Here is a 13,347-nt window from a genome sequence, read left to right on the forward strand (position 1 = left end):
GTCTCGTCAGTGTTGGACGTACTCAGTTATCCATATGGATCGGGAATGGCAAGCCTTGCGAGCGCCCGGCGCTCGATGGCCTCCATCTCCTCCGCATCCTCGTCCGTCTCGTGATCGTAGCCGAGAAGGTGCAGGAGGCCGTGCACGATCAAGTGCACCAAATGGTGATCGAAGGGCTTTTGTTCCAGTCCCGCCTCGCCGACGATCGTTTCACGCGCCAGAACGATGTCTCCCAGCATCGCCGGAAACGGGTCGCCGGGCGCGACATCGAAGGCGGGAAAGGACAGGACGTTGGTGGCCTTGTCCTTGCCGCGCCACTCCCGGTTCAGCACCCGGATATGGGCATCGTCGGTGAAAAGCAGGCTGAGTTCGCTGTCCTCGTCGATCGCGAGCTCGGCAAGCGCGGCGTCGAGCGCCTTGGCCGCAAACCGGCGCAACGCCTCTTCGTCCGGCCAGTCGCCGGCTTCGACTGAGATGTCTATGTCGATCATCGTACCCGTCAGACCGCGATGCGTCCCCTGGGGTCGGCGCCGCTGCCGTGGCGGTCATAGGCGCGCACGATCTCGGCAACCAGCGGGTGGCGCACCACGTCGACGTCGTTGAAGCGCACCGTGATGATGCCCGGCACCCCGTCGAGCACCTGCAGCGCCTCGACCAGACCCGACTTCGTGTTCGGCGGAAGGTCGATCTGCGACGGATCGCCGGTGACGATCATCCGGCCGCCTTCGCCGAGACGAGTGAGGAACATCTTCATCTGCATCGGCGTCGTGTTCTGCGCCTCGTCGAGGATGATCGCCGCGTTGCGCAGCGTGCGCCCGCGCATGAAGGCCAGCGGCGCGATCTCGATGACTTCGGCGGCGATGGCGCGCTCGACCTTGTCGGCCGGCATCATGTCGTAGAGCGCGTCATAGAGCGGCCGCAGATAGGGATCGACCTTTTCCTTCATGTCGCCCGGCAGGAAGCCAAGCCGCTCGCCCGCTTCGACGGCGGGCCGCGACAGCACGATGCGTTCCACCATGCCGCGTTCCAGCATCATGGCGGCATGGGCGACCGCGAGATAGGTCTTGCCGGTGCCTGCCGGGCCGATGCCGAAAACGAGCTCGGATCGCTCCAAGGCCCGCATATAGGCGTCCTGATTGCTCGACCGGGCATAGATCGAGCGCTTGCGCGTCGAGATTTGCGCGGCGGCGACCTTGCCCTTGCGCTCCAGCGTCGGCAGCGTGAGCTGGTCGTCTGCCGCGACGGCCATGCGGATCGCGCCGTCCACGTCGGATGGCGAGATGTCCTGGCCCTTCTGGAGCAGATCGTAGAGATGGTCGATCGCGCGGCGCGCCTGCTCTGCGGCAGTTGGGTCGCCCTTGATCGAGAGCTGGTTGCCCTTCGAACGGATGTCCACACCGAGCTTTTGCTCGAAACGGGCCAGATTCTCGTCGAACTGGCCGTAAAGCGCGCTCGCATGCTTATTGTTGTCGAAGGTCAGTACGATATGCGCCATGTCGGACGCCCCGGAGGGCGGAGCTTTCAGGTCTGTCGCGGCGCTCAAACGTCTCTCCTGCTTGAAGCCCTACTCCGCCCGAACCGGTTCGGAGAAAAGGCTGTTGGAACCCGCCTTCGTGATTCGTACCCTGACAATGTCACCGATTTCGCCGGCCATTTCATCAACTATTACTGGCTGCAGCCACGGCGACTTGCCGACCCGCTGTCCGGCGTTCCTGCCGGGCTTTTCGATCAGCACATCCATCTCGCTGCCGACGAGGCCGAGCGCGAAATCCAACTGCTGCTTTGCGATCAGCGCCTGCAAGGCGAGAAGCCTCTCGGTTTTCACATCTTCATCGACATGAAACTTCATGTCAGCCCCCGGTGTTCCGGGGCGCGGCGAATATTTGAACGAGAACGCCTGCGCGTATCCGACGTCGCGGATCAACTGCATCGTCGCCTCGAAATCCGCATCCGTCTCGCCCGGAAACCCGACGATGAAATCGCCGGACATGGCGATATCGGCGCGCGCGGCGCGAATCCGTTCGATCAGGCGCAGGTAGTCGGCAGCCGTGTGCTTGCGGTTCATCGCCTTCAGGATGCGGTCCGAGCCGGACTGGATCGGCAGATGCAGATAGGGCATCAGCGAGGGCAAATCGCGATGCGCCGCGATCAGCGCGTCGTCCATGTCGCGCGGATGGCTGGTCGTGTAGCGCAGGCGCGCGAGCCCGGGGATTTCCGCAAGCCGGAACAGGAGCTGCCCGAGGCCCCATTCGCGGCCATCCGGCCCTTCGCCGTGCCACGCATTGACGTTCTGGCCGAGCAGCGTCACCTCGCGAATACCGGCATCCGCAAGGCGCTCTGCCTCCGCGACGATCTGCGACACCGGCCGCGACACTTCCGAGCCGCGCGTATAGGGCACCACGCAGAAGGTGCAGAACTTGTCGCAGCCTTCCTGCACGGTGAGGAACGCGGTGACGCCGCGCGCGCGAACCGACGCCTTTTTCGGCGCCGGCAGGTGCTCGAACTTGTCCTCGAGCGCGTAGTCCGTCTCGATGATCCGCTCGCCGCCGCGTGCGCGCCGGACCGCCTGCGGCAGCCGGTGATAGGTCTGCGGCCCGATGACGAGATCGACCACCGGCGCGCGCCGGATGATCTCCTCGCCCTCCGCCTGCGCGACGCAGCCTGCGACGCCGACGATCGTCTCGCGCCCGGCCGCCGCGCGGTCCTCCTTGAGCTGCTTGAGCCGGCCCAGCGCCGAATAGACCTTCTCGGCGGCCTTTTCGCGAATATGGCAGGTGTTGAGCAGCACCAGGTCGGCGTCCTCGATGACGTCCGTCGGCTGATAGCCGTCGGCTGCCAAAGCGTCGCTCATCCGCTGGCTGTCATAGACGTTCATCTGGCAGCCATAGGTCTTCAGGAAGACCTTCTTCTGCCCTGCCGGCGCCTCGACGGCCTGCGCGGGCGCGTCGCGTGTGATCGTGTCGTTCATTTCCATGGCGCGTCTCTACCGGTTTTTGGCCGCGAAGGACAGATGGTTTGGCGCGTCTGGCCAGCGCGCTTCCTTCTCCCTGTTTACGGGGAGAAGGTGGCCCGAAGGGCCGGATGAGGGGCGGCGCGGCGCTTCCCGCGCTGATCCGGCTTTCTTGCGACCCCGCTTCCCTGAATCCATCGCATCGGCTAATGCGGAAGGGTCAGGCAAGCAGTGTCCTCATGAATTCCTCCACACCTCTCTTCCTCGGTATCGACACGGGCGGCACTTATACCGACGCCGTCCTCTGGTCGGAGGCGACCGGCGTGCTCGCCAAGGCGAAGTCGCTGACGACGCGTCACGATCTGGCCGAGGGCATAGCCGGCGCGGTCGATGCGGTGCTCGCCACGGCGTCCGTTCCCGCGTCCTCGATCAAGCTCGTCTCGATGTCCACGACGCTGGCCACCAACGCGCTGGTCGAAGGGCAGGGCGGCCGCGTCGCCCTCGTCATGATCGGCTTCGGCGAGCCGGATCTCGACAGGGCCGGGCTGCGATCCGCACTCGGGACCGACCCGGTGCTGTTCGTGCCCGGCGGACACGACGTCCACGGCAATGCGAGCGCCCTCGATTTGGACGTGCTCGCCGCCGCCTTGCCGGCGCTGGCCCCAACCGTCTCCGGCTTCGCGGTCTGCGCCTATTTCGCGGTGCGCAACCCCGCTCATGAACTCGCCGCCGCCGATTTGATCCGCGAGCGCACCGGGCTTCCGGTGACGTCCAGCCATGAATTGTCGGCCAAGCTCGGCGGACCGCGCCGCGCGCTGACGACCCTTCTCAACGCAAGGCTGATCTCGATGATAGACCGGCTGGTCGCGGCGACCGAAGGTTTTCTGTCCGACCGCGGCATCGCCGCACCGCTGATGGTCGTGCGTGGCGACGGCGCGCTGGTGTCGGCCGCATTCGCCAGGCGTCGCCCGATCGAGACGATCCTGTCCGGCCCAGCGGCAAGCCTCGTCGGCGCGCGCCACATGACAGGCCTCGACGATGCCATGGTGTCCGATATCGGGGGCACGACGACCGACGTCGCCGTGCTCGATCACGGCCGCCCGCGCCTCGACCCGGAGGGCGCGACGGTGGGCGGCTACCGCACGATGGTCGAGGCCGTCGCCATGCGCACCTTCGGCCTCGGCGGCGATTCCGAGATCGGCCTCGATGATGGCGGCCTGCGTCCGCATCTCGTGCTCGGTCCGCGCCGCCTCGTTCCGCTGTCGCTGGCCGCGCACGCCCATGGCGAGGCGGTGATCGCCGAACTGGAGCGCCAGCTTCGCACGCCCAATCCGGGCCGCCTCGACGGTCGGTTCGCGATGCGCACCGGCGTGCCCGACAGGCTCGCAGCCGGGTTGTCGGGGCCGGAAGGCAAGCTTTTCGCGCTCATCAAATCGGTGCCGCAGCCGCTCGACCGGCTGCTCGCGTCCACCGCGCAGGTCGCAACGCTCAACCGCCTCGTCGGCCGTGGTCTCGTCCATGTCGCGGGCTTCACGCCGTCCGATGCAGCGCATGTTCTCGGGCGGCAGAACAACTGGAACGTCGAGGCCGCGCGGCTGGGCGCAACCCTCTTCGCCCGCCGCCGCGACGGGCGCGGCAATCCGATCGAGCCGGACGCCGGAGCGATTTCGGCCCGCGTGCTGCGCGCCCTCACACGCCGCTCGGCGGAAGTGATCCTCGAAACCGCCTTTGCCGAAGACGGGCTCGAAGGGCCTGAAACGGTCGCGCACGCGCTCGTCCAGCGGGCGGTGGACGCCAGACCCGGCATTGCCCGTTTCACGGTCGCGCTCGACCGGCCGGTCATCGGCCTCGGTGCGTCCGCCCCGCTCCACTATGCGGCGTTGAGCGAACTCGTCGGCAATGCATGCGTGGTGCCGGCCGATACCGACGTCGCGAACGCGCTTGGCGCTGTGGTCGGTCAGGTGCGCGTGACCGTGGAAGCCCGCGTCAGCCAGCCGAAGGAAGGGCTGTTTCGCGTCTCCTCCGGCGAAGGCCTGAAGGATTTCCGCGGCGAAGACGAGGCGATGGCTGAAGCCGAGCGCATCGTGCGGCAGGCGATCATCGGTCGCGCGGCGGAAGCCGGCGCGGGCGAGGTGGAGATCACCGTGGAGCGCGATATCCGCGCGGCGACCGTCGAAGGTCAGCGAACCTTCGTCGAGGCTCTCGTGATCGCCATCGCGGCAGGCCGGCCCCGCATCGCGGGTTGAGCCGGGGCCTCCCCGCGTTTGCTCCACGGCACCCCCACCCCTTACCCTTCCCCACAAGGGGGAGGGGATCCTGCCTGGTTCGAGCGAGGCTCAATGTTCGATGGTGCTGCGCCTGCATCGGCGTCTCCCTCCCCCTTGTGGGGAAGGGTAAGGGGTGGGGGTGCGGCGCGGCGTCCAAAAGCCCCGCTTCATTGAAACAGCCTCGCCATACTGCGAATTGACCCGGCGCGTCCGCCGTGGTGAAAGCGGGGCGGCATTCGCCCATCGTCACGCAGCCCCCGGGAGGTTTCCATATGAACAATCGCGTCGAGACCAGCGGCCTCGAGGTCGCAGCCGAGCTGCACCGTTTCGTGGAGAAAGAGGCGCTGCCCGGAACGGGCGTCGATGCCGCCGCCTTCTGGTCGGGTCTGGCTGCTCTCGCCCACGATCTCGCTCCCAAGAACCGCGCCCTGCTCGCCAAACGCGAGGATTTGCAGCGCAAGATCGATGATTGGCACCGCAAGAACGGCGCGCCGTCGGACATGGCGGTCTACGAGGCGTTCCTGCGCGAGATCGGATATTTGCTTCCCGAGGGCGAGGCGTTCAGCGTCTCGACGGACAATGTTGACGCCGAAATAGCCTCTGTCGCGGGTCCGCAGCTCGTCGTGCCGGTCATGAACGCGCGCTACGCGCTCAACGCGGCCAATGCGCGCTGGGGCTCGCTCTACGACGCGCTCTACGGCACCGACGCGATCCCCGAGACCGACGGCGCGGAAAAGGGCAAGGGCTACAATCCCAAGCGCGGCGACAAGGTGATCGCCTGGGCGCGCACATTCCTCAACGACAGCGCTCCGCTGGCATCGGGAAGCTGGGCGGACGTCACCAAGCTTTCCGTGGAAGGCGGCAAGCTTGCCGTCGGCTCGGGCGGGCTGGCCGATCCGGCGCAATTCGTCGGCTATCGCGGCGATGCTGCCGCGCCGACCGGCGTGCTCCTGAAGAAGAACGGTCTGCACCTCGAAATCGTGATCGATCGCGACCATCCGATCGGCAAGACCGACAAGGCCGGCATCGCCGACGTGATCCTCGAATCCGCGCTGACGACGATTCAGGATTGCGAGGATTCCGTCGCGGCGGTCGATGCCGACGACAAGGTCGCCGTCTACCGCAACTGGCTCGGCCTGATGAAGGGCGACCTGGCGGAGGCGATCGAGAAGGGCGGCAAAACCTTCACCCGAACGCTCAATTCCGATCGCGAGTACGTGGGCCCCGATGGCTCCAGCCTCTCGCTGCCAGGCCGCTCGCTCATGCTGGTCCGCAATGTCGGCCATCTGATGACCAACCCGGCGATTCTTCTCAATGACGGCACCGAGATCCCGGAAGGCATCATGGATGCCGCGATGACCGGGCTCATCGCGCTGCACGATATCGGAGCCAATGGCCGCCGCGCCAACAGCCGCGCCGGCTCGATGTATGTCGTGAAGCCGAAGATGCACGGACCGGAAGAGGTCGCCTTCGCGGTGGAGCTCTTCGGGCGTGTCGAGACGCTTCTCGGAATGCAGCCCAACACCATCAAGATGGGCATCATGGACGAGGAGCGCCGCACGACGGTGAACCTCAAGGAGGCGATCCGCGCCGCGAAGGAGCGCGTCGTCTTCATCAACACCGGCTTCCTCGACCGCACCGGCGACGAGATCCACACCTCGATGGAAGCGGGGCCGATGATCCGCAAGGGCGACATGAAGCAGGCGCCCTGGATCGCGGCCTACGAAGCATGGAACGTCGATATCGGGCTCGAATGCGGCCTCGCGGGCCACGCCCAGATCGGCAAGGGCATGTGGGCCATGCCCGATTTGATGGCCGCCATGCTGGAGCAGAAGATCGGCCACCCGAAAGCCGGCGCCAACACCGCCTGGGTCCCGTCGCCCACCGCCGCCACGCTGCACGCGACGCATTATCATACGGTCGATGTCCATGCCGTCCAGGACGCGCTCAAGTCGCGCGGGCGCGCGAAGCTCTCCGACATCCTCTCCGTTCCGGTCGCGACCCGTCCGAACTGGAGCGCGCAGGACATCCAGCACGAACTCGACAACAACGCCCAGGGCATTCTGGGCTACGTCGTGCGCTGGATCGATCAGGGCGTCGGCTGCTCGAAGGTGCCGGACATCAACGATGTCGGCCTGATGGAAGACCGCGCGACGCTGCGCATCTCCGCCCAGCACATGGCCAACTGGCTGCACCACGGCGTCTGCACGCGCGATCAGGTGATGGAAACCCTGAAGCGCATGGCCGGTGTCGTCGATCGCCAGAACGCCGCCGACCCGCTCTACAGCCCGATGGCACCCGATTTCGACAATTCGATCGCCTTCCTCGCCGCCTGCGATCTCGTCTTCAAGGGCCGCGAACAGCCCAGCGGCTACACCGAGCCGGTGCTTCATGCGCGCCGGCTTGAGCTGAAGGCGAAGGACGGAGCGCATTAGGCGCGCGCCTTCTCGCGTTTGAGACGGAGATCATGACGCTCGACGTTGCCCCCCTCTGTCCTGCCGGACATCTCCCCCACGAGGGGGGAGATTATTCTCGTGGCCGACACCGCGTGATCTCCCCCCGTGTGGGGGAGATGTCCGGCAGGACAGAGGGGGGCGCGAAGGGGCACTGGCCTGACCGCCAAGGACTCGCATCATGATCATCCTCGCCATCGACACCGCCTCCACGCTCTGCGCAGCCTGCATCTGGGACACCGGAACAGGCGAGCGCGGCCGCGAGGTGATCGATCTCGGGAAGGGGCATGCCGAACACCTCATCGCCGCGATCGATGCAGCGCTCGATCGGGCCGGCCTCGCCTATGCGGACCTCGGCGCGATCGCCGTCTCCGTCGGTCCCGGCTCGTTCACCGGCGTGCGCATCGGCGTGGCGACCGCGCGGGGTCTCGCACTCGCGCTCGATGTTCCAGCCATCGGCATCTCGACCCTCGACGCGCTTGCGCTGGAGGCACGCGAGGCGCATCCGGGCAGGGAGGTGCAAAGCCTGATCGATGCAGGGCGCGGACAGGTCTACTCGGCGCACTTTGATACCGAGGGCGCGCCGGTGTCGGCACCCGCGGTCGAGGATTTCAATGACGCGGTCGCGATGGCGGCAGGCGCGATCCTCACCGGATCGGCCGCCTCGGCAATCGCCAAGGCCGCAGGCATCGACGCGACCATCGTGTCCAGCGCCGCGACGGCCGACATCGCAACCTATGCAAGGCTGGCGGCAGAGCGCCTTGCGCATGACCCGCAGCCTGCGCGGCCCGTCCCGCTCTACTTACGCGGCGCGGACGCCAAGCCGCAGACCGCCTTCGCGGTGGCGCGGAAGACCGTGCCGTGAAGCTGCCGTTCCTCACCGGCCGTCGCGAATTCTCCATCGAGTTCATCGGCCCGGACGACGCGCGGCTGTTGCCGGCGCTTCACCGCGAGGATTTCTCTCGCCCCTGGTCGACGCATGAATTCGCGGCGCTCATCGCGCAGGATACCAATTTCGGCTTCGCCGCATGGCAGGTCGGCAACCGCGCGGCGGGACCGGCGGGCTTCGTGCTGGCGCGGCTGGCGGCGGGCGAGGCGGAAATCCTGACGATCGCCGTCGCCCGTTCGCAGCGCGGGCAGGGCCTCGGCCGGGACCTGATGGAGGCGGTGCTGCGTGAGCTTCATTCCGCGCGGGCCGAGACGCTGTTCCTCGAGGTCGACGAGACCAACCTTGCAGCCACCGCGCTCTACCGACGCCTGAGCTTCCGCGAGGTCGCGCGCCGGCCGGGCTACTACGACAAGCCGGGCGGCCGCAAATCCGACGCGCTGGTGATGCGGCGCGACCTGCGCCGATGATCGGCCGGATCAGGCTCGTCCTGGCGCTGATGATCGCGGCGATCGTGACGCCGCCGCTCGGCCTCTACCAGTGGGTCGCGGTGCGCACCCATCTGATCGACGACCGCAAGGTGCCGCGCCTCTACCACCGCATCCTCCTGAAACTGCTCGGCATCCGCGTGCGCGTGACGGGCGAGATCGCCGCCGCGCGGCCGCTGATGATCGCGTCGAACCATATTTCGTGGACCGACATCATGGTGCTGGGCTCGCTGGCCGAACTGCACTTCATCGCCAGGTCCGACATGGCGTCGTGGCCGGGGATCGGCACGCTGGCGCGGCTGCAGCGCTCGGTCTTCGTCGAGCGCGACCAGCGCCGCGAGTCCGCGGGCCAAGCCCGCGCCATCGCCGACCGCCTCGTCGGCGGCGACCCGATGGTGCTCTTCCCCGAAGGCACGACAGGGACGGGCAACCGCATCCAGCCCTTCAAGTCGACCCTCTTCGCGGCCGCCGCGATGGCGCGCGCGGCGGGCGGCCACGAGACGATCGCGATCCAGCCCGTCGCCATCGCCTATACCCGCCTGCAGGGCATGCCGATGGGCCGCCTGCACCGCGCCCACGCCGCCTGGGTGGGCGACCAGACGCTGGTGCCGCACCTCGCGGCGCTGCTCGGCGAGGGCGCGATGGACGTCGAGGTGCATTTCGGCGAGGCGATTTTGTTCGGCCCCGGCTCCGACCGGAAGAAGACCGCCCGCGAGATCGAGGCCCGCGTCTCCGCGATGATGGCGCAGGCGCTGCGCCGACCCTTATAGGCTACCGCCGCAGCATCTCGTCCTGCTCGACGGTCAGCGGCGTGATGCCGGCGGGCAACGGCTCCTCGACCGCCACGACCGCGCGCGGCGGCGCGCCCGTCCGCGTCGTGCAGGCAGCGATGAGACAAAGCGGGATGAGGAGCGGCAGGAGGCGAAACGGCATCGCCTGCCGGTAGGGGCGGATTGTGGCGCAAGCATGGGCCGCCCGCCTCGCGTCATGACGTGTCGGGGCGCTCCATCGCCCAGAAGGCGAGGTCGTGGACGATGGCCAGGACATGGTGAACCTCGTGGACGGGCCGCTTCCGCCAGCCCGGCGGCCGGCCGGGACGCAACGGCGCGATGCGGCGCATGACGACGCGTCGTCCCCGGTTTCGCCTGCCCGCGGCATCGGGTTCTCTCCTTTGGGCGCTTATGGCATCGCGGGTCGCCCGCCAGCGCGCGAAGCGGCGGGCGTGGGCCGGCAGATCGTCGAGTGCGCGACCGAGCGCCTGAAGGCGAAGCGCAAGCCGCGCGGCATTAACCGGATCGTCGGCCCGAAGCGGACGGCGCAACACGACCATGGACGGCGCGCTGAAACCGGGAACGCGGATGCGCGGCACGCCGAGTGCTGCCGGCCGTCTTTGTCCGCGCCATCGCGGCAGCGGATCGAACAGCGGCAGGGCCGGGATTTTGGCCGGGGTTTTCGGGGACGTGCCGGGATGCGCCACCGGCTTGCGGTGCCCGGCGGGCGGCGTCGGCACGCCCGCCGGCCTGCGCGTCGGCGGCGGGGCCATGTCGCGCGCGGCCACGATGATCAACCGCCGCGCGGCGGCCTCGGCGGGGCGCAGAAGCCGCAGCACGGCGCGGTGGAGATGGCGCGGCAAGGTGGTGGTGCGGTCTGCGTTGTTGCCGCCGGTGATGCCGGCGAGTGCCACAAGGGTTACCAGCACGCGCTTCAGCGCTTGGCGGTTCGTCTCGATCGCGGCCTTCCAATCCATCGCATCCTCCGCCCATTTGGTCAAGGAGGCGGCAGTATCGCGCGGGCCGGGAGGGGGTGGAGAAACCCGGGTGGGTTTGCGGCGATGTTTTTCGCAAGTGGTTGATCGGGCTTGGGAAACGGTTTCGGCGATGTGAAATTCTCTCCACCGGCGATCTCCACCTCGATTTCGTCATTCTCGGGCGACCGGAGCGCAGCGGAGGGAGACCCGGGAATCCATGCCTCGGCAGTTGGTGACGGGCTGGGTGTTCACGACGGTCCGTGGTCTCCGGTGACCCGGGTAAGTGCCGGAGTTCTGCACAATCCTGCAACGGAGCCGGCGAGGCATGGATACTCGGGTATGCGCCTTTCGCTGCGCTCAAGGCTTCGCCCGAGCATGACGAAGTGGGGAGGTGAAGCTCATCGCCACCCGTCAGTGTCTCAAAGCTGGCTCAGCCGAAACCACCCTACCTTAGCGATCTCCATCTCACTTCGTCATTCTCGGGCGAGCGGAGCGCAGCGGAGGGAGACCCGGGAATCCATGCCTCGTCGGTCGGTGGGGCCCATTCGTTTTCTTCGTGGACCCATGTCTCGAATTCCAATTCCGCAATCTCCTCACTGTCAGAGGGTTTGGCAGAATTTAGTGTTTCAGGGGCGATACGTTGGTTTATCGACTGTCTCCTTTCACAATTGCCTTGCGCATGAGGAGGCAGACGCAATTTTCGTAAGAAGGCTTTTGGCAGTGAATTACGGGGATAACTCAATCCAAAACCCCATCAATCGGAGAGGTTGCCGCTGCCCCTCATCCGGCCCTTCGGGCCACCTTCTCCCCGTGAACGGGGAGAAGGGAAGGCGGCGGCGGCACTTCTGCGTGCAAAGACCCCCTCTCCGTCACGCTTCGCGTGCCACCTCTCCCCCGCTTTGCGGGCGAGAGGAGACGGCGGCGCGGTTGGTGTTCGCCACTCTCATCCCCCACTGGCTCAACCCGCTGTCGTTGAACCGTCATGCAACGTCTGGCATGTGGACCTTTTGCGCGAGGACGAGGGGCGAGATGCAGCAGAGGATTGAGGTGCCTGTGGGCCGGGAGGTTCGGGTGGCGCGGTGGCCGAGTGAGATACCGCTGCGCGTCGTCGTGATGATCGTGTCGGTCCTGTTGTGGATCCTGATCGTCGTCGGCACGTTCGGGCTGGGGCTCGTCTATGTCGTGCTGATCGCGCTGTTTCTGTTCTTCGTGCAGGTCGGCTTCGTCGCGTATCTGCGCGGCAGCGCGATCCAGCTCGGGCCGGACCAGTTCCCCGATCTGTATCGGCGCGTGGCGCAGCTTTCGGGCCGGGCGGGGCTGAAGCATGTGCCCGAGACCTACATCCTGCAGGCCGACGGCGCGCTCAACGCGTTTGCCACGAAACTGTTTCGCGGCCAGATGGTCGTGCTCTATGCGGACCTGCTCGCGGCATGCGGCGACGACGAGGCGGCGCGCGACATGATCATCGGCCACGAGATCGGCCATCTGCGCTCGGGCCATCTCAACTGGTTCCTGCTGACCGCGCCCGGCCGGCTGATCCCGTTCCTCGGCTCGGCCTATTCGCGCGCCTGCGAATACACCTGCGACCGCTGGGGCGCAGCACTTTGCGGCAGCGCGGAGGGCGCGCGCCACGGGCTGACCGTGCTGGCGGCCGGCGGCGTGCATGCGCGGCAGGTGAATGTGAACGCCTATATGCGCCAGCAGCAGAACCTCGACACCGGCTGGATGACGATCGCGCGCTGGCTGTCGACCTATCCGCCGCTCTCGGCGCGCGTCGCGGCGATCGCGCCGGATCCGGCGGCGGCGAAATACACCTCCAGCCGGGGGCCGCTGCGCGCCTGGGGCATCATCCTCGCGATCGTTCTCGTGCCGGTCGCGGCGGTGGCGAGCATTCCGCTGGTCAAGCCGCTCGTCGAACGCTCGTTCGGCGTCATCGCCTCCGATCTGGAGGGGCTGGTCGCGCCCGATACCGGGAGCGGCGAGGTGACCACCTACGCATCGGCAGCCGACATGCCGCCGCCGGTGGACGTGCCCGAGATCAGCGACAGCGACAATGCGGCGCTCGCCAGCCAGTGCCATGCGGGCACCATGCAGGCCTGCGACGACCTCTATTACGCAACGCCCGCCGGAAGCGCCGAAGAGGAATACGGCAACACCTGCGCCGGGCGATTCCCCGGCAACAATCTGGAATGTATCGATTATCTGAATCAGTGAGGGGGGGCGGCGTTCGCGCTGCTCTTCGTCCGGAAGGGAAGGCGATCCGCTCGGGAGGCGGAAGCGGCTTGGCGGTCGCCCCCGCGAAACGGCGCTCCTGCTACTCCGCCGCCTCTGGCACCGTGCCGGGTCGGCGGGACTCGCGCCAAGTGCCCGGCGCGAGCACATTGCTTGCGCCAAGGATCTCGATACCGAGCACGCGCCCCTGGTCGTCCTTGTCGTAGATGAAGGGGCCGGCTTCCGCCGTTTCCGCAACCTTGCCCTTTGCAAGATAGATATAGGCGGCGTCTGCTTCCGGATCGTAGGTCATATCGATCATTTCGGACTCCTCGCCCTTCGGTC

Annotated in this window: 12 protein-coding genes; 6 read left to right on the top strand and 6 right to left on the bottom strand. The window is 67.2% G+C overall.

What is annotated here, in order from left to right; translation table 11 throughout:
• Positions 1-26 precede the first annotated feature (26 nt).
• The 3 genes from ybeY to miaB all read right to left on the bottom strand — a co-directional run bounded on the left by ybeY (position 27) and on the right by miaB (position 2,968).
• Positions 27-491 carry an rRNA maturation RNase YbeY gene (gene ybeY / locus AAFN55_RS02860; protein WP_347797374.1) on the bottom strand — a complete coding sequence of 155 codons (465 nt, stop codon included), beginning with the start codon at positions 489-491 and terminating at the stop codon, positions 27-29.
• 8 nt (positions 492-499) lie between these two features.
• Positions 500-1,495, bottom strand: coding sequence for a PhoH family protein (locus tag AAFN55_RS02865; RefSeq protein ID WP_347800163.1), 996 nt, complete (start codon positions 1,493-1,495; stop codon positions 500-502).
• A gap of 69 nt (positions 1,496-1,564) precedes the next feature.
• Complete coding sequence (gene miaB / locus AAFN55_RS02870; protein WP_347800164.1) at positions 1,565-2,968, bottom strand: tRNA (N6-isopentenyl adenosine(37)-C2)-methylthiotransferase MiaB; 1,404 nt, start codon at positions 2,966-2,968, stop codon at positions 1,565-1,567.
• Positions 2,969-3,189: 221 nt separating this feature from the next.
• Between miaB and AAFN55_RS02875 the strand changes: the two genes are divergently transcribed.
• The 5 genes from AAFN55_RS02875 (at position 3,190) to AAFN55_RS02895 (ending at position 9,814) form a co-directional block, all read left to right on the top strand.
• Positions 3,190-5,196, top strand: a complete 2,007-nt coding sequence (locus AAFN55_RS02875; protein ID WP_347797375.1) for a hydantoinase/oxoprolinase family protein — start codon at positions 3,190-3,192, stop codon at positions 5,194-5,196.
• Between the two features lie 293 nt (positions 5,197-5,489).
• Complete coding sequence (locus tag AAFN55_RS02880) at positions 5,490-7,652, top strand: malate synthase G (RefSeq protein ID WP_347797376.1); 2,163 nt, start codon at positions 5,490-5,492, stop codon at positions 7,650-7,652.
• Between the two features lie 199 nt (positions 7,653-7,851).
• The gene (gene tsaB, locus AAFN55_RS02885; protein WP_347797377.1) at positions 7,852-8,535 is read left to right on the top strand and encodes a tRNA (adenosine(37)-N6)-threonylcarbamoyltransferase complex dimerization subunit type 1 TsaB; all 684 of its coding nucleotides are present in this window, start codon (positions 7,852-7,854) and stop codon (positions 8,533-8,535) included.
• A complete protein-coding gene (gene rimI, locus AAFN55_RS02890; RefSeq protein WP_347797378.1) occupies positions 8,532-9,026 on the top strand; it encodes a ribosomal protein S18-alanine N-acetyltransferase in 495 nt (164 codons plus the stop codon). The genes tsaB and rimI overlap by 4 nt, the downstream gene beginning before the upstream one ends.
• Positions 9,023-9,814, top strand: coding sequence for a lysophospholipid acyltransferase family protein (locus AAFN55_RS02895; RefSeq protein WP_347797379.1), 792 nt, complete (start codon positions 9,023-9,025; stop codon positions 9,812-9,814). Before rimI ends, AAFN55_RS02895 begins: the two co-directional genes overlap by 4 nt.
• Position 9,815: 1 nt before the next feature.
• Here the strand turns inward: AAFN55_RS02895 and AAFN55_RS02900 are convergent, their stop codons facing one another.
• Positions 9,816-9,977, bottom strand: coding sequence for a hypothetical protein (locus AAFN55_RS02900; RefSeq protein ID WP_347797380.1), 162 nt, complete (start codon positions 9,975-9,977; stop codon positions 9,816-9,818).
• 52 nt (positions 9,978-10,029) lie between these two features.
• Complete coding sequence (locus tag AAFN55_RS02905; protein WP_347797381.1) at positions 10,030-10,791, bottom strand: hypothetical protein; 762 nt, start codon at positions 10,789-10,791, stop codon at positions 10,030-10,032.
• A gap of 1,029 nt (positions 10,792-11,820) precedes the next feature.
• On the opposite strand from AAFN55_RS02905, the gene AAFN55_RS02910 reads away from it, so the two are divergent.
• Positions 11,821-13,005 (top strand): M48 family metalloprotease, encoded by a 1,185-nt coding sequence (locus tag AAFN55_RS02910; protein ID WP_347797382.1) that lies wholly within the window; start codon positions 11,821-11,823, stop codon positions 13,003-13,005.
• Positions 13,006-13,105: 100 nt separating this feature from the next.
• Here the strand turns inward: AAFN55_RS02910 and AAFN55_RS02915 are convergent, their stop codons facing one another.
• The gene (locus AAFN55_RS02915) at positions 13,106-13,324 is read right to left on the bottom strand and encodes a DUF2283 domain-containing protein (RefSeq protein WP_347797383.1); all 219 of its coding nucleotides are present in this window, start codon (positions 13,322-13,324) and stop codon (positions 13,106-13,108) included.
• Positions 13,325-13,347 lie beyond the last annotated feature (23 nt).

Origin of the sequence: Mesorhizobium sp. CAU 1732, from assembly GCF_039888675.1 — a bacterium.
Taxonomy (GTDB): domain Bacteria; phylum Pseudomonadota; class Alphaproteobacteria; order Rhizobiales; family Rhizobiaceae; genus Aerobium.